General features: G+C 66.1%; 15 protein-coding genes. 7 read left to right on the forward strand and 8 right to left on the reverse strand.

The features are described 5' to 3' along the window. Together HY019_RS16470 and HY019_RS16475 are read left to right on the forward strand one after the other, a co-directional pair. Positions 1 to 612 (forward strand): NUDIX hydrolase, encoded by a 612-nt coding sequence (locus HY019_RS16470; protein ID WP_290694299.1) that lies wholly within the window; start codon positions 1 to 3, stop codon positions 610 to 612. Positions 613 to 632: 20 nt separating this feature from the next. Then, positions 633 to 1163, forward strand: a complete 531-nt coding sequence (locus HY019_RS16475) for a DUF1178 family protein (RefSeq protein WP_290694301.1) — start codon at positions 633 to 635, stop codon at positions 1161 to 1163. Positions 1164 to 1181: 18 nt separating this feature from the next. On the opposite strand, the gene HY019_RS16480 is transcribed toward HY019_RS16475, so the two are convergent. Then, positions 1182 to 2639: an FAD-binding oxidoreductase gene (locus tag HY019_RS16480; protein ID WP_290694303.1), complete on the reverse strand. Its 1458-nt coding sequence runs from the start codon at positions 2637 to 2639 to the stop codon at positions 1182 to 1184. Next, positions 2636 to 3031 (reverse strand): DUF2069 domain-containing protein, encoded by a 396-nt coding sequence (locus tag HY019_RS16485; protein ID WP_290694384.1) that lies wholly within the window; start codon positions 3029 to 3031, stop codon positions 2636 to 2638. Before HY019_RS16485 ends, HY019_RS16480 begins: the two co-directional genes overlap by 4 nt. 208 nt (positions 3032 to 3239) lie before the next feature. On the opposite strand from HY019_RS16485, the gene HY019_RS16490 reads away from it, so the two are divergent. From HY019_RS16490 to aroC, 3 genes are all read left to right on the forward strand, one after another. Continuing rightward, positions 3240 to 4427 carry a YihY family inner membrane protein gene (locus tag HY019_RS16490; protein WP_363302779.1) on the forward strand — a complete coding sequence of 396 codons (1188 nt, stop codon included), beginning with the start codon at positions 3240 to 3242 and terminating at the stop codon, positions 4425 to 4427. A gap of 194 nt (positions 4428 to 4621) precedes the next feature. Further along, entirely contained in the window at positions 4622 to 5092 is a 471-nt protein-coding gene (locus tag HY019_RS16495; RefSeq protein ID WP_290694307.1) for a CBS domain-containing protein, read from the forward strand. A 127-nt stretch (positions 5093 to 5219) separates the two neighbouring features. Then, positions 5220 to 6320, forward strand: a complete 1101-nt coding sequence (gene aroC / locus HY019_RS16500; protein ID WP_290694309.1) for a chorismate synthase — start codon at positions 5220 to 5222, stop codon at positions 6318 to 6320. Positions 6321 to 6385: 65 nt separating this feature from the next. Here the strand turns inward: aroC and gloA are convergent, their stop codons facing one another. From gloA to HY019_RS16520, 4 genes are all read right to left on the reverse strand, one after another. Then, positions 6386 to 6805, reverse strand: a complete 420-nt coding sequence (gene gloA / locus HY019_RS16505) for a lactoylglutathione lyase (RefSeq protein WP_290694311.1) — start codon at positions 6803 to 6805, stop codon at positions 6386 to 6388. Positions 6806 to 6873: 68 nt separating this feature from the next. Continuing rightward, complete coding sequence (locus HY019_RS16510; RefSeq protein WP_290694313.1) at positions 6874 to 8790, reverse strand: chorismate-binding protein; 1917 nt, start codon at positions 8788 to 8790, stop codon at positions 6874 to 6876. Next, positions 8783 to 9268 (reverse strand): disulfide bond formation protein B, encoded by a 486-nt coding sequence (locus HY019_RS16515; RefSeq protein ID WP_290694315.1) that lies wholly within the window; start codon positions 9266 to 9268, stop codon positions 8783 to 8785. Before HY019_RS16515 ends, HY019_RS16510 begins: the two co-directional genes overlap by 8 nt. A gap of 8 nt (positions 9269 to 9276) precedes the next feature. Then, the gene (locus tag HY019_RS16520; RefSeq protein ID WP_290694317.1) at positions 9277 to 9732 is read right to left on the reverse strand and encodes a RidA family protein; all 456 of its coding nucleotides are present in this window, start codon (positions 9730 to 9732) and stop codon (positions 9277 to 9279) included. Between the two features lie 157 nt (positions 9733 to 9889). On the opposite strand from HY019_RS16520, the gene HY019_RS16525 reads away from it, so the two are divergent. Continuing rightward, entirely contained in the window at positions 9890 to 10759 is an 870-nt protein-coding gene (locus HY019_RS16525; RefSeq protein ID WP_290694319.1) for a CPBP family intramembrane glutamic endopeptidase, read from the forward strand. Positions 10760 to 10797: 38 nt separating this feature from the next. Here the strand turns inward: HY019_RS16525 and HY019_RS16530 are convergent, their stop codons facing one another. Continuing rightward, positions 10798 to 11202: a GFA family protein gene (locus tag HY019_RS16530; RefSeq protein ID WP_290694320.1), complete on the reverse strand. Its 405-nt coding sequence runs from the start codon at positions 11200 to 11202 to the stop codon at positions 10798 to 10800. Between the two features lie 137 nt (positions 11203 to 11339). On the opposite strand from HY019_RS16530, the gene HY019_RS16535 reads away from it, so the two are divergent. Beyond that, complete coding sequence (locus tag HY019_RS16535; protein WP_290694322.1) at positions 11340 to 13967, forward strand: DNA internalization-related competence protein ComEC/Rec2; 2628 nt, start codon at positions 11340 to 11342, stop codon at positions 13965 to 13967. Here HY019_RS16535 and HY019_RS16540 read toward each other — a convergent pair whose 3' ends face one another. Then, the gene (locus tag HY019_RS16540; RefSeq protein ID WP_290694324.1) at positions 13968 to 15263 is read right to left on the reverse strand and encodes a hemolysin family protein; all 1296 of its coding nucleotides are present in this window, start codon (positions 15261 to 15263) and stop codon (positions 13968 to 13970) included. Positions 15264 to 15276: the final 13 nt, after the last annotated feature.

Consider the following 15276-nt stretch of genomic DNA (forward strand, 5'->3'; position numbering starts at 1 on the left):
ATGTCCGATCCTGATACGCCGCTGACGTCATCCCCCGTGCAGGATGCGCACCTGCGCGAAGAGACCATTGAGTCGAGCCAGGTCTACAAAGGCCATTTCATCGAGTTGCGCCGTGACCGGGTTCGTTTGCCCGATGGCCGTGAGGCCCCACGCGAGTACGTGGTGCACCCCGGCGCCGTGATGATTGTGGCCATGCTGCCCGATGGCAAGCTGGTGATGGAGCGGCAATACCGTTACCCCGTGCGCCAGACCATGATCGAGTTCCCCGCGGGCAAGCTCGATGCCGGTGAAGGTGGCCTGGCTTGTGCACAACGCGAGTTGTGGGAAGAGACCGGCTACAAGGCCAGGCGTTGGGCCAAAGCCGGCATCATGCACCCTGTCATCGGCTACGCCACCGAGATCATCGAGATCTGGTTTGCCGATGAGTTGACGCTGGGCGAGCGCCATCTGGATGAAGGCGAGTTCCTGGACGTGTTCACGGCCAGCTTGGACGACCTCGAAGACTGGGTGCGCGATGGCAAGCTGACCGATGTGAAGACCATTGTGGGCATGATGTGGCTGGCCAAATACCGTGCAGGGCTGTGGCCGCTGGCATGGGTTTCGGTGGGCTGAGCGCCCCTAGGTTATCGATCATGCTGGTGGTTGATCTGCATTGTTCACATGGGCATCACTTCGAGGGCTGGTTCGCCTCGGCGGATGAGCTCTCGGCCCAGAAAGCGCGTGGCTTGGTGAGTTGCCCGGTGTGTGGTGACCATGAGGTCACGCGTCGCCCGTCTGCGCCGCACCTCAATACGTCCGGGCTCAAGGAGCGCTTGCCCTCTGTTGCCAAGGCCAAGTCGGCCAGCTCAGGCGCTGCACAGGTGCCTGCATCGCCGGCCATGGCCAGCGAGCGCCCCGCGCACGACAGCCTGCCTGCCGAGGCCCAGGAGACCCTGGCCGCCTTGCAGGCGCTGTACCTCAAGGCCGTGCGCCATGTGGTCGAGCACACCGAGGACGTGGGTGAGCGTTTTGCCGACGAGGCCCGCAGCATCCACCACGGTGATGCGCCTGAGCGGGCCATCCGCGGTCAGGCAACGGAAGCGGAAAAGCAGGAGCTGCGGGAAGAGGGCATTGACATCCTGAGCATGCCGATCCCCGATGGCTTCAAGGGGCCCCTGCAGTAAGCCTGGGCTTGCGTGCGTTCAAGGCAGCAGCCTGCCAGGATTGAGCAAGCCCTGCGGATCCAGCGCCTGCTTGATGGCGCGCATCAGGGCCGTGCTGACCGGGCCTTGTCTGGCCGCCAGTTCATCCCGCTTGAGTTGCCCGATGCCGTGTTCGGCCGAGATCGTGCCGCCCAGGTCCACGGCGATGTCGTACACGATGGCATTGACCGCGTGTTCGTGCTGAGCCAGAAAGGCCTGGTCACTGATGCCTGCGGGGCTTTGCACATTGAAGTGCAGGTTGCCGTCGCCGAGGTGGCCGAAGCACACGATGCGGCAGCCTGGAAAGGCCTGCGGCAAGGCTTGCTCGGCCCGTGCAAGGAAGGCGGGAATGCAGGAGGTGGGCACGCCGATGTCGTGCTTGACCATCAAGCCCTCGACCTTCTCGGCCAATGGGATGGTTTCTCGCAAGGCCCACATCTCACGGTACTGCGCCTCGGATTGGGCGACGCTGGCTTGCTGGATCAGGCCTTCCTGCAGGGCGCGTGACAGCGTGTCTTCCAGTTGGGCTTGCAGGTCTGCCTGGCTGTGCGGGCTGCTGGCATCAACGAGCACGGTCCACGCAGGTGCCATGGGTTCGCCCCTGGCATCGTGGTGCATCAGCGCGCGGGCTGCCTTGGCCTGCTCGGGCTTGTGGCGCAAGGTGAGGGCAAGCGGGTAGGCCTGCATGGCCTCGAAACCGCAGAGCGAGGCGTCCAGCATGCGGCGCGCCAGGGTCAGCAGGGCCAGGGCCTGGTCGATGGTCTCGCAGGCCACCAGCGCAGCCAGCCTGGAGGCGGGCTTGGGGTACAGGCGCAGGCTGGCGCGGGTGATGATGCCCAGCGTGCCTTCACTGCCAATGAGCAGGTCCCGCAGGTCGTAGCCGGTGTTGTCCTTGCGCAGGCTCTTCAAACCATTCCAGACCTCGCCCTGGGCGGTCACGGCTTCCAGGCCCAGGCAGAGCTCGCGTGCCGTGCCATAGCGCAGCACGTGGGTGCCGCCGGCGTTTGTGGCCAGGTTGCCGCCGATGGTGCAACTGCCTTCAGACGCCAGGCTGAGCGGGAAGAGCAAGCCCGCCTCGTCGGCCGCTTGTTGCACGTCGGCCAGCAGGCAGCCGGCCTCGACGGTCATGGACAGGTTGGCCACGTCCACCGACAGCACGCGCTTCATGCGCTGCAGGCTCAGGACGACCTGCTGGCCGCTGGCATCCGGCACGCCACCACCGACCAGGCCGGTGTGGCCACCTTGCGGCACGATGCCCACCCGGTGCTGGGCGCACAGCCTGACCACCTTGGCGACTTCATCCGTGTTGGCCGGCCGCACGATGGCCTGCGCCCAGCCGTGGTAGCGGCCACGCCAATCGGTTTGATGGCGGCTGAACTCGGGATCGCCCGCGTCTCGTGGGACCAGGACATGGGCCTGGCCGACCACGGCGCGCAGGGCGTCCAGCAGGGCGCTCATGCGGTTTGATCGGCCTTGGCCGCGCCTTTGCCAGCCTTGTCTTTCGGGGGCAGCACACGCAGGCGCAATCGAATATAGACGGCGCAAGCCGTGAACAGCGCGGCGCTCAAGGTCACTTCGATGCCGGCCAGGATCTGCGACAGGCCGGTGTCGCTGGTGGCGCGCATCACGCCTTCGGTGAAGTACAGCCAGATCAGCAGGGACACCCAGCGGTAGGTGTAGAGCTTGTGTTTGAGCATGCCGGCAATGGCCAGTGTCAGGGGCAGCACCTTGAGCGCGAGGGCACCGGTGCCGCCTTTGAGTGGGGCCAGCCACAACTCCCAGCTCAAGCCCAGGCTGATCAAGGCCAGGAGCAGGGCCACATTGAGCAGGCGCATGCGGTCGATGCGCATCAGGCGCTCAGTGGGGTGCTGGCCGACGATGGCTTCGGTGCTGCCGTCGTCTTCAGTGGAGGTGGGGGCGGAAGTAGGCGTGGTCATCTCGAAAATTTCACAACGCGGGCCGACACGGGCTGTGCCGTCGCGCATGGCTGGCATCATAGCCAGCATGACGTCGAATTGGACCTTTTGGGCAAATGCCCGTGAGCGATGGACGCTGCTGGTGAGCACGCTTCAGCAGTGGCCCTGGGCTCAGACTTATCAGACCTTGCGCCAGCGTTTTCGTGAGGATCACCTGGGGGTGACGGCCGGCAGCCTGACTTTCACGACGACGATCGCGCTGGTGCCCCTGTTCACCGTGATGCTGGCCTTGTTCAGTGCCTTCCCGGTGTTTGCGCGTTTTCGCAAGGTGCTGGAGCAGCAGGTATTGAGCGGCATGGTGCCGGACGCCATCGCCAAGCCGGTGTTGCTGTCCTTGACCAAGTTCGCGACCAAGGCCAGCCAGATGGGCGGCCTGGGCCTGGTGGCGCTAGGCGTGACGGCCATGGCCCTGATGCTGACGATCGACCACACCCTCAACAGCATCTGGCGCGTGCGCACCGTGCGGCCGATCGCGCAGCGCGTGCTGGTGTACTGGGCGGCCCTGACCCTGGGGCCCTTGCTGGTGGGGGCGAGCCTGTCGCTGACGTCTTACCTGCTGTCGGCCTCGGGGGGGCTGGTAGATGAGCTGCCGGGGGGCGTGGGCTTTTTGCTGAGCATGATCGTGTTCATGCTGCAGACGGCGGGGTTCGCCTCGCTTTACAAGTTCGTGCCCAACACCTTCGTGCGCTGGGAGCATGCCTGGGGTGGTGCGCTGTTTGCGTCGACCGGCTTGGAGCTGGGGCAAAAAGGGCTGGCGATCTACCTGTCCAAGGTGCCGGTTTATTCGACCATCTATGGTGCGTTCGCGGCCGTGCCGCTGTTCCTGATCTGGATCTACCTGAGTTGGCTGATCATCCTGCTGGGCGCGGTGGTCACGGCTTACACGCCCAGCCTGTTGTCGCAGGTCAAGCGCTGGCCTGACACCCCTGGCCACCGCTTTGCCCTGTCCCTGGCCCTGTTGCGTGCCTTGCTGGCCGAGCAGCACGGCCCGGTGCATGGCCTGACGGGCGAGCAACTGGCGCAGCGCTTGCGCACCGACCCCTTGCAGATCGAACCCTTGCTGGAGTTGCTGCAAGGCCTGGACTGGATCGGCTTGCTGGACGAGCCCCAGGTGGACACGGGTGGGCGCTTCGTGCTGTTGTGCGATCCGCAGGTCACCCTGGTGGCGCCGCTGGTGGGCGAGGTTCTGCTGAGGCCCGATGGCTTCACGGAAGGCTTCTGGAGCCGGGCAGGCATGGAGCGCATGACCCTGGCAGAGGCCTTGTCCTGAATGGGCTGCCCGATCAGGGGGAACCCGGGGCGGCGACAGCACGAATGCGGCTGGCGGGGCCAAGCTTGGCTGCCCGCCAGCCGGTTTTCTGGCCCCGAGGCCCCATTTGCCTCTTGGCGAGCGCGTGCCGATGCGGCTATATTGGACAACATCTATCCCCATAATTTTTGTGCAACCGATCGAGGAGACAGACCATGAAAGTCAGCGATATCCTGCGAGTCAAAGGCAGCACCCTGTTCACCGTTCAGCCCGATCAGCCGTTGGCCGAGGCCACGACGACGATGGCCGAACATGACATCGGCTCGCTCGTGGTGATGGAGCATGGCGATCTGGTGGGCATGCTCACCTTCCGCGAAGTGATTCAAGGTGTGGTGCGCAATGGCGGCTCCGTGGGGAACCTGGCCGTGCGCTCGGTGATGGACGATCACCCCCTGACCTGCACCCCCGAGACCGAAATCGATGAAGTGCGCCGCATGATGCTCAATCGCCACGCGCGCTACATGCCGGTCATGACCCAAAAGACCCTGATGGGTGTGATCTCTTTTTACGACGTGGCCAAGGCCGTGGTGGACGGGCAGGACTTCGAAAACCGCATGCTCAAGGCCTATATCCGCGACTGGCCGGTTGAGGAAGAGGCCGAGCGCGAGCGTCCGGCCTTGCTCTGAGGCCTGCGCCCCTTGATGCGCTTGACGACGCCCGGTTCTGCCGGGCGTTTTGCATTCCGGGTGCCAGGCGCGGGCTGATGGGGGACAATAGCGGTCTTCCGCTTTCGACTTCTCAGAAATTGGCGCTATGGCTGGCAGCACCCTTGGTCTTTTGTTCACGGTGACGAACTTCGGCGAATCGCATGGCCCGGCCATCGGTTGCGTGATCGACGGCTGCCCTCCGGGCATGGCCTTGTCCGAGGCCGATTTGCAGACTGATCTGGACCGCCGCCGTCCCGGCACCTCCCGCCACGTCACGCAGCGCAACGAGCCCGATGTCGTCGAGATCCTCAGCGGCGTCTACGAAGGCAAGACCACGGGGGCGCCCATTGCCCTGCTGATCCGCAACACGGACCAGCGCAGCAAGGACTACGGCAACATCCTGCAGACCTTCCGCCCCGGGCACGCCGACTACACCTACTGGCACAAATACGGCATCCGCGACCCGCGTGGTGGTGGCCGATCCTCTGCGCGCATGACCGCCCCGATGGTGGCGGCGGGCGCCGTGGCCAAGAAGTGGCTGCGCGAGCAGTTCGGGACCGAGATCCGCGCCTGCATGACCCAGCTGGGCACCATGCCGATTGCCTTCGAGGGTTGGGAACATGTGCCCAACAACCCTTTCTTTGCGCCCAATGTCAGCCAGATCGAGGCGCTGGAAGCCTATATGGACGAGTTGCGCAAGGAGGGTGACTCCTGCGGCGCCAAGTTGATCGTCGAGGCGTCGGGCATGCCCGTGGGCCTGGGTGACCCGCTGTTCGACAAGCTGGATGCCGACATTGCCTACGCGATGATGGGCATCAACGCGGTCAAGGGCGTGGAGATCGGTGCGGGCTTCGAGAGCGTGAGCCAGCGCGGCACGGTGCACGGCGACGAGCTGTACCCGGATGGTTTTGCCTCCAACCACGCCGGTGGTGTGCTGGGTGGCATCTCGACCGGGCAGGATCTGCGCGTGGCCATTGCCATCAAGCCGACCAGCTCGATCCGCTCGCCGCGCCAGTCCATCGACCTCCATGGTCAGCCGGCGACGGTGGAAACCTTTGGCCGTCACGACCCGTGCGTGGGCATCCGCGCCACGCCGATTGCCGAGGCGATGCTGGCCCTGGTGCTGATCGACCATGCGCTGCGCCATCGCGCGCAGTGCGGTGATGTCCTGGTGGACACGCCGCAGATCGCGGCGCGCCGGCCCTGATCTGGCCCGCGCTGTCAACCATGCAAAGGGCCTTCGGGCTCTTTTTGCCTTTTTTCCCTTTTGGCTTATCGCTTGAGCTCGCTGGCCGCTTCTGGCCGCTCGATGAGCTCGACCTTGTAGCCATCAGGGTCTGTCAGGAAGGCGATGACGGTGTTGCCGCCCTTGATGGGGCCTGCCTCGCGCGAGACCGCGCCCCCCAGCGTGGCGACTTTGGCGCGGGCCGCGTCACACACGGCGGCTGCGTTGTCCACACCGATGGCGATGTGGCCGTAAGCCGTGCCCAGCTCGTACTGCTCGACGCCGTAGTTGTAGGTCAGCTCCAGCTCGGCATGTTCAGGGTTGCGCCCGTAGCCCAGGAAGGCCAGCGTGTACTGCTGCTCAGGGCGGTCGGTGGTGCGCAGCAGGGTCATGCCCATCACCTGGGTGTAGAAGTCGATCGAGCGCTGGAGGTTGCCAACGCGCAGCATGGTGTGCAGCAGTCGCATGGTGGGGTTCGCTTGTGTTGGTGGAAGCCTGTTGAGGGAGGTCGGCGGCCATTGTGGCAGCAGGCCCGTCACCGTGTCGACGAGGCGGCTTTGTCCAGCCTGACGGGCAGCCAGCCACGCACGCTGTTGAGCAAGGCCATGCCTTGGGCCCGGTCCAGATCGCCCAGCGTCAGGATGCGTTCGGCCAGCAAGCCGTCGGCCAGGACGCTGGCGCGCATCACACCGGGTAGCAGCCCTGAAGCCAGCGGGGGGGTGTACCAGTGGCCGTCCAGTTGCAGGGCCAGGTTGCCGATGGTGAACTCGGTGAGCTCGCCCGCCAGGTTGAACAGCAAGGTGTCAAACGCGCCGTTCTGCGGGGCGAAGGGCGCATAGGCCTGCCGGCGGGTGGTCTTGTGCCGGATGAAGTCGTCGGCGGGGGGCATGGCGTGGTCGGCCAGGCGCACCGTCAAGGTTGGCTGATCGGCAGGCATCTGGGTGGCCGGCGTGGCCTGAGGGGCAGCCCCCGGGCCGCTCAACAGGCTGGCCTGTGCATCAATGTGGCCGTCGACGGACAGCAGCAGCCGCACCTTGTGCACCTCGGCCGGGTGGGCGTGGTACAGGGCACTCAGGGCCTCCTTGATGCGTTGTTCGTGCGCCTCGTCCCAGGCCCAGCCAAAGTGCCGGGCGCTTCGCGCAAGGCGCTGCAGGTGCAGCTCCAGGCGGGGGATCCAGCCTTGCTCCAGCCGCAGCGACTCCAGCAGCTGGAAGGGGCGGTCGGCCCGGTTGAGGAAGGCCTGCTTGGCGTGCCATTCGGCGATCTCGCCCTCAGGGGTGGCGTCCAGCGTGATGCCGCTGCCAATGCCGCAGTGGACGGACCAGGGGGCGGGCGGTGGCGGGGTATGGACGCAGACGGTGCGGATGGGCACGTTGAAGGTGACCCGGCCACCAGGTGCCATCAGGCCCACTGCGCCGCAATACACGCCCCTGGCGCTGCGCTCCAGCCGGGCGATGTGGTGCATGGCCTGGCGCTTGGGGGCGCCCGTGACCGAGCCGCAAGGAAAGAGCGCGGCAAAGACTTCGCTGAGCTTGAGGCCCGCCCGGCTTTGCGCCGTGACGGTGGAGGTCATTTGCCAGACGGTGGGCAGGGCCTGCACGTCAAACAGCGAGGGCACCTTCACGCTGCCGACTTCGGCGACCCGGGACAGGTCGTTGCGCAGCAGGTCCACGATCATGAGGTTTTCGGCGCGCTCCTTGGTGCTGGTGCGCAGGTGGGCTGCGGCTGCGGCATCGGCCTGGGCGTCCAGGCCACGGGCGGCCGTGCCCTTCATGGGGCGGGTGGTGAGCGTGTGGCCGTCCCAGTCAAAGAACAACTCGGGGGACACGCTCAGCACCGCGCCCGGTGCGCGGCAGGCGGCGCGCGCATCCAGCATCAGCCCGTAGCCTTGTGGCTGGCTGCGACGCAAGGCCATGAAGTAGGGCCACAGCGAGGCCGGCGCACCTTGGTAGGCGGCGTGGCGTTGCGTGGTCAGGTTGATCTGGTAGACCTCGCCCGCGCGGATCAACTCGTGGATCTGCTGGACGCGCTGCCTGGCGGCTTCGTCATCCAGATCAGCCTGCCAGGGGCCGGCAGACCAGTCGGTGGCAGTGTCGGTGGAAGCGTCGGCAGAAGAGCTCCTGATGGCCGGCGCGACCTCATCACCTGCCCAGGCCTGAGCTTCGTCGAACACGGCCCACACAGCATAAGGCTGGCCGGGCGGCAAGGCCTTGACGGGCAGGTGTGGGTCCAGCCCCGGTGCGGCTTCGTAGGCCACCCAGCCTACGCACCATTGGCCGGCTTGGGCGTGGGCGTGGGCAGCGTCCAGCAAGCCTGCCACCTGGGCGGGATCATGGGCGACCAGCCAGCGAACAGGGCGCTCGAAACGCCAGCGCTGGCGTGGGCCATCCTGCCCCTCGTGCCCCGGAAAATCCAGTAGCGCGGTGGGCAGGCGCGGGTCTTGGTCAAGCACGGCGGTCGGGGGTGACGATGCTGTAGAGCAGGGCCATGCCCACCACGGCAAACAGGGCCAGGCTCCAGAACTCGAAGGGCACGCCCAGCACGCTGGCGGCGGCATCGGCGCAGGACGCGCGCACCTCGAAGATGTCGGGCCAGCGCGTGTCAGCACCAACGAAGGTGATGACCTTGTCGGCGAAGGTCAGCGCGCACGATGCCGATTTGGCCGCGACGAAGTGCTGCCACAGGGCCGCTGCAATGCCGCCCAGCGTCAAGGTCAAGGTCAGGGCCGACAGCGCGCGGCGCGGCATGCCAGGCAAGGCGGCACCGACCAGGCACAGCACCGTCAGCACGATGAAGATCATGCGCTGCAGGATGCACCAGGGGCAGGGCTCCATGCCGAATTTGTGCTGGGCCAGCAAAGCCAGCGCAACGGACAGGCCGCTGGCCAGGCCCATCAGGCTGAGTGCGAGACGCGGTGACAACTTGGCCATGATGGGGCTCAACGCACTTCGGCGATCAACTCGATTTCGACGCAGGCACCCAGCGGGATCTGGGCCACGCCGAAAGCGCTGCGGGCATGCACGCCGGCTTCACCGAAGACCTCGCCCAGCAACTCCGAGCAGCCATTGGTGACCAGGTGGTGCTCGGTGAAGTCCGGGGCGCTGTTGACCAGGCTCATGACCTTGACGATGCGCACGACCTTGTCCAGGCCACCGGCAGCCACGCTGAGCGTGCCCATCAGGTCGATGGCGACGTTGCGTGCGGCTGCCTTGCCTTCGGCCGTGGCCATGTTCTTGCCCAGCTGGCCCGCCCAGACCTGGCCGTCTTTCTTGGCGATGTGGCCGGACAGAAAGACCAGGTTACCGGTACGCACGAAGGGCACATAGGCGGCAGCGGGCACCGACACCGGGGGAAGGGTGATGCCGAGGTCTTTGAGGCGTTGTTCGATGGACATGGTCAGCGTGGGTTCAAATATCGGTTTGTGCCGCAGGCAGCGGCCTGAACGGGAATGCTACACCGACTGCCTGACGCCCGGTTTGACAGGGTGATACACGCCGTGTGCGGCAAACAGGCGGCAGATCAATCAATGCAAGGCAGGAAGGTGCCGATCGATGACGATGGCAGGTGTGAGTGTGGGGCTGCTGGGGCTGGCCATTGTGGCGAGCTGGTGGCCGAGCCGGGCACCAGGCGGCGCTGCTTCCGCCTGGGTGCCGCCCTGGTGCCTGTTGCTGGTGGCCGCCGTGCTGGCCGGCTTGATCGGTGGCGTGTTGAGCTGGCCAGCCTTGTTGCCGCTGGCCGGCTTCATGTGCCTGGGTTGGTTGACGCAGGAATGGGCCAGGTCGAGATGGCCCGTTGTGGTTTTCGGGGCGATGGCGCTCGCGCTGGCCTTGCATGCCTTTCCCTGGTTCCAGCGCGTGCCGGTGTTCGAGGCGGTGCAACTGAGCGCGGGTGCGCCATCTTTCGCCTTGTTCGCCAGTGTGGACAAGGCTTTGGCGGGCCTGGGCCTGCTGGTCTGGGTGTGCCGGCGCTGCAGTTCGCTGAGCGAGGTGATCACGATGCTGCGCGCGACGGTGCCCGTCTTGCTGCTCACTGTGGTCGCGGTGCTGGGGTTGGGTGTGATGAGCCATGCGGTGCACTGGGATCCCAAATGGCCCGCGCAGGCGCCGGCCTTCCTGGCGGTCAACCTGCTGTTCACCTGTGTGGCCGAAGAGGCCTTCTTCCGGGGGCTGTTGCAGGCACGGCTGACCCAGGCCTTGGGGGCATCACCGCTGGCTTGCTGGTTGCCGGCGCTGGTGTCGGCGGGCTTGTTTGGCGCGGTCCACCTGGGTGGTGGTTGGCCATTGGCGGTGCTGGCTGGCGTGGCTGGCCTGGGTTACGCCGTGGCCTATGCACGCACCCGGCGCATCGAGTCGGCCATCCTCACGCATGTGGCCGTCAACGCCACGCACTTCTTGCTGTTCACTTATCCTGCACTGGCCTGAAGCACCCTTGACGCCGCCGTGATGGACAACACGCGCGCTCAGGGTTTGGGGGCTTGCGGGTAGTGAGGCAGGCCATCGTCTGGCGCGTCCCACCAGCTGCAGGCTGACGCCACATAGGCATGAAAGGCCGGGCGGGCCTGGATGGGCTCGTCCACCGTGCCCATGCGCACGCGCAGCACACCCGGCAGGCTGTCTCGCTCACTGTAGATGGGTGAGCCGCAACACTTGCAGAACCAGCGGCGTTTGCCCGGCGTGGCTTCATACGCCTGCATCAAGGCTTGCCCCGAGACCAGCTCGAAGTCGGCCGCCTGGATGGGCGCGTTACCGGCAAAGGCTGTGCCCTGCGCCTTGCGGCACTGGCTGCAATAACAGACCTGGATGGGTGGGATCTCGGTGTGGATGCGGAATTGAATGCCCCCGCACAGGCAGCTTCCTGTGTTCATGGCCAGATTGTGCAGCGCCTTGTCCATCCCCCGTTCATCGGCCCCAATCGGGGCGGCTTGCCGGCATTTAACGCGCTCAACACAATGCCGTTGCCATCGATACAGGTGGCAACACAAAAAATGCAGGTGGCAGGGCAATGGGTGTGTGGCTGGTTTGGGCTGGGGCCTGGCTGTTGGGCGTGTTCTGGCAGACAGGGGCGGGGGTGTTGCAGCCGGCCTGGGTGTATGCGTGCTCAACAGGGGTGGCTGGGGCTGCGCTGCTGGCCTTGATCTGGGTGAGGCGCAGGCCTTGGGGCGTGGTGCGCATGCCATGGCGGCGTACGCTGCCGTGGGCATGGCTGGCCATGAGCGCGTTGGCGGTGCTGGTGCTGGCCTGGTCCTCAACGGGGTGGCGGGCGGGTTCTCGCCTGCATGAGGCCGTTCCCGATGCGTGGGCGGGGAAAGCGGTGCCTGTCATCGTGCAGGTGGAGGGCCTGCCCCAGGCGGTGCCGGGCGGCACCTCGTTTGACGCCCGGGTGGTGAGCTGGTTGCCGTTGGGCGGGATGGACGCCAGCGTCATGGCCCAGGATTGGCCGCGGCATCTGAGCTTGCGCATGACGGTTCAGGAGGGGGCCTTGCCTGTGGCTGGCGAACGATGGCAGTTGCAGGTGCAATTGCACGCACCCGATGGCCAGTCCAATCCGGGGGGCTTTGACGGCACGCTGGCGTATTTCGAGCGGGGTGTCAGGGCGGTGGGCAGTGTGCAGGGCAAGGCGCCGGGGAAAGAACAGGCAGCGCACCGCATCAGCGACCAAGCCGAGTGGCCGTGGCAAGGGGTGATGGACCGCTGGCGCCAGCGCATCCGGGCGCTGATCTTCGAGCACGTGCCCGATCACCGCGCGGCAGGCATCCTGGCTGGCTTGTCCGTGGGGGATCAATCTGCCATCGAGCATGAGGACTGGGACCTCTTTCGCCAGGCCGGCATCACGCACCTTGTCAGCATCAGCGGGGCGCACATTGCCATGTTTGGCTGGATGGCGGCTTTGCTTGTGCGCAGGCTCTGGTCGCTGTGGCCCAGGGGCATGCACTGGTGGCCTGCGCCCGATGTGGCCATGTGGGCGGCGGTGTGCGCCAGCTGCTTGTATGCCGTGCTGGCAGGGTGGGGCGTGCCCGCCCAACGGACGGTGTGGATGATGGCCCTGGTGTGCTGGCTGCGCGCGGGGGGCCGGCGCTGGCCTTGGCCGCTGGTATGGGCGAGCAGCGCGGTGGGCCTGACGATGCTGGATCCCTGGGCGCTCAGGCAGGCGGGGTTCTGGCTGTCCTACGTGGCGGTGGGGGTGTTGTTGTCATCGGGCATGAATGGGACGAGTCAGGGCGGGCACGACCATGAGGCGCAAACCCCGGCCTTGGGCGTGCGCATGCAGAGCTGGGCGGCGCAGGCCTGGGGCGGTTTGCTCACGCTCGTGCGCATCCAGTGCCTGATCACCTTGGCCTTGATGCCTTTGAGCCTGGTGGTGTTTCAGCAGGCCTCGCTCAGCAGTCTGCTGGTCAACCTGATTGCCATTCCTGCCTTCACGATCGGCATCACGCCGATGGCCTTGCTGGGCGCGATATGGGCGCCTTGCTGGGATGCCGGTGTCTGGATGATCAATGGTTTGATGGGCCTAGTGGCCTCGCTGGTTCATTGGTGGCCAGCGATGGCTTCCTCCCCCGTGTTGCCCTGGTGGGTGGCCCTGTGCGGCGTGGTGGCCGGTGCTGCGTTGGCCCTGCCGCTGTCCTGGCGCTTGCGGTTGGGGCTCTTGCCGTTTGTCGTGCCCATGTTCTGCCTGCCGCAGGGCTGGCATCTCTTGCCTGCACCCAGGCCGGGCTCGTTTGCCCTGATCGCGGCGGATGTCGGGCAGGGCACGGCGGTGCTTGTTCGCACGGCCCATCACACGCTGCTGTTTGACACGGGGCCACGCATTGGCGAGCAACTCAATGCAGGTGACCGCGCCTTGCTGCCGCTGTTCAGGGCCTTGGGTGTCAACCAGCTCGATGCCTTGATGATCAGCCACCAGGACACCGATCATGTCGGCGGGGCAGCGGCCATCATCGGGCAGATGCCCGTGGCGCAGTTGATCAGCTCGCTGGACGAGGCTCATGCGCTGCGGCATCAGCCCGGCATGGATGGCGCGACCCTGCCTCATGTGGCTTGCCAGGCGGGCCAGCAATGGGTGTGGGATGGCGTGCACTTCGAGGTGCTGCACCCCTGGCCACAAGACTACGCCAGTCGCTCGGCGCGCGAGCCCAATGCGATGTCCTGCGTGCTCAAGGTCAGTGCGTCAGATCAGGGCCGTGCCAGTGCCTTGCTTACCGGTGACATCGAGGCCGATCAGGAGGCCGCTTTGGTGGCGCAAGATGCGGCCCGTTTGCGCAGCACCGTGCTCGTCGCCGCACACCATGGCAGCCAGACCTCGTCTACAGCAGGCTTTCTGCAAGCGGTGCAGCCTGAGCAGGTGGTGGTGCAGGTTGGGCGGCGCAATCGCTACGGCCACCCCTCGCCACCCGTGCTGGCCCGCTATGAGGCCATGCAGCTGAACTGGGTGGCCACGCCGGCCTGTGGTGCGTTTGTCTGGTCGACCGATCAGGAGCATGCCGAGTTGCCTGAACAGGGCGGTGCCATCCAGGCTGGTGCGGCCCCGCGCCTGGGGCAGTGCTGGCGGCCGGGCCACCATCGCTATTGGGATCAACCTTCACCCATGCAGACGCGGGCGCTCAAGGGGCGCCGGCGATCTGACGAGGGCTGATCAGGCTTCGTGGTTGCGGATGCGGGCGGCCAGGATCTTGTCGATGCGCTTGCCGTCCATGTCCACCACCTCGAAACGCCAGCCGTCCCAGTCGACCGTGTCGGTGGTTTCGGGCAGGCGGCCCAGCAGCAGCATGACCATGCCGGCCAGGGTGTTGTAGCGGCCACGGTCCTCGTCGGGCAGGGCTTTCATTTCCAGGCGGTCTTTCAGCTCCGGCACGGGGATGAGGCCGTCGATCAGCCAGGAGCCGTCGTCGCGCTGGATGGCCCAGGCGTCGCTGGCTTCGGTGGGCGTGAACTCGCCGGTAATGGCTTCCAGCACATCGCGCAGCGTGATCACACCTTGCACTTCACCGTATTCGTCCACCACGAACACCATCTGCGTGTCAGAGACGCGGAAGTGTTCGAGCAACTCCATGCCCGACAAGGTCTCGGGCACGAACACGGCCGGCATCAGGCCCTCGCTCAGGTCATTGGCCTGGTGCTGGGTCAACTGGTGCAGCAACTGCTGGGCCGTGGCCACACCCACCACATCGTCCAGCCCGCCTCGGCAGACGGGGTAGCGCGAGTAACCGTGCTCGGCAATGGTGGCCAGGTTGTCGGCCATGGGGGCGTCGATGTTCAGCCAGGCGATGTCGCTGCGCGGGATCATCATCGAGCCGATCTGGCGCTCGTCCAGGCGGAACACATTGCGCACCATCTGGTGCTCGTGGGCCTCGATCACGCCGGCGTCCAGGCCTTCTTCCAGCTGGGCGGCGATCTCTTCTTCCGTCACGCTGCGGTTGCCGTTGTCCTTGATGCCCAGCAGCTTGAGGATGGCCACCGTGGTGGCTGCCAGCAGGCGCACAAAGGGCTTGGCCATCCTGGACAGCCACTTCATGGGCTGCGAAACCAGTCGGGCCACCGCCTCCGGGTACAGCTGGCCCACGCGCTTGGGCACCAGCTCGCCAAAGATGATGGTCACGAAGGTGATGATCAGCACCACGATGCCGGTGGCCGAAATGGCCGCGGCGCGCTCATGCAGCGCAAACTGGGCTTGCAGCCAGTGGGCGAGCGGTTCGGAGAAGGCGGCATCACCCACGATGCCGTTGAGCACGCCCGTGGAAGTGATGCCGATCTGAACGGTTGACAGGAACTGCGTCGGGTTGTCGTGGAGCTCGATGGCGGTCTGAGCCCCCACGTCGCCGGTTTCGGCCATGACCTGCAGGCGCGCCTTGCGGCTGGCGGCGAGCGCCATCTCGGACATGGCGAAACAGCCGTTGAGCAGGGTCAGAAAAAACAGTAGAGCAAGTTCCATGTGTGGCGCCGCG

The organism is Aquabacterium sp., assembly GCF_016195855.1.
GTDB lineage: Bacteria > Pseudomonadota > Gammaproteobacteria > Burkholderiales > Burkholderiaceae_C > Aquabacterium.

What these genes read in the sequence shown, in the direction of transcription:
- HY019_RS16530 (WP_290694320.1), bottom strand. Translation starts at nt 11,202, where the DNA reads ATGAACACAGGAAGCTGCCTGTGCGGGGGCATTCAATTCCGCATCCAC.
- aroC (WP_290694309.1), top strand. Translation starts at nt 5,220, where the DNA reads ATGGCTGGCAGCACCCTTGGTCTTTTGTTCACGGTGACGAACTTCGGC.
- HY019_RS16485 (WP_290694384.1), bottom strand. Translation starts at nt 3,031, where the DNA reads ATGCGCATCGACCGCATGCGCCTGCTCAATGTGGCCCTGCTCCTGGCC.
- HY019_RS16480 (WP_290694303.1), bottom strand. Translation starts at nt 2,639, where the DNA reads ATGAGCGCCCTGCTGGACGCCCTGCGCGCCGTGGTCGGCCAGGCCCAT.
- HY019_RS16520 (WP_290694317.1), bottom strand. Translation starts at nt 9,732, where the DNA reads ATGTCCATCGAACAACGCCTCAAAGACCTCGGCATCACCCTTCCCCCG.
- HY019_RS16495 (WP_290694307.1), top strand. Translation starts at nt 4,622, where the DNA reads ATGAAAGTCAGCGATATCCTGCGAGTCAAAGGCAGCACCCTGTTCACC.
- HY019_RS16525 (WP_290694319.1), top strand. Translation starts at nt 9,890, where the DNA reads ATGACGATGGCAGGTGTGAGTGTGGGGCTGCTGGGGCTGGCCATTGTG.
- HY019_RS16470 (WP_290694299.1), top strand. Translation starts at nt 1, where the DNA reads ATGTCCGATCCTGATACGCCGCTGACGTCATCCCCCGTGCAGGATGCG.
- gloA (WP_290694311.1), bottom strand. Translation starts at nt 6,805, where the DNA reads ATGCGACTGCTGCACACCATGCTGCGCGTTGGCAACCTCCAGCGCTCG.
- HY019_RS16540 (WP_290694324.1), bottom strand. Translation starts at nt 15,263, where the DNA reads ATGGAACTTGCTCTACTGTTTTTTCTGACCCTGCTCAACGGCTGTTTC.
- HY019_RS16475 (WP_290694301.1), top strand. Translation starts at nt 633, where the DNA reads ATGCTGGTGGTTGATCTGCATTGTTCACATGGGCATCACTTCGAGGGC.
- HY019_RS16535 (WP_290694322.1), top strand. Translation starts at nt 11,340, where the DNA reads ATGGGTGTGTGGCTGGTTTGGGCTGGGGCCTGGCTGTTGGGCGTGTTC.
- HY019_RS16515 (WP_290694315.1), bottom strand. Translation starts at nt 9,268, where the DNA reads ATGGCCAAGTTGTCACCGCGTCTCGCACTCAGCCTGATGGGCCTGGCC.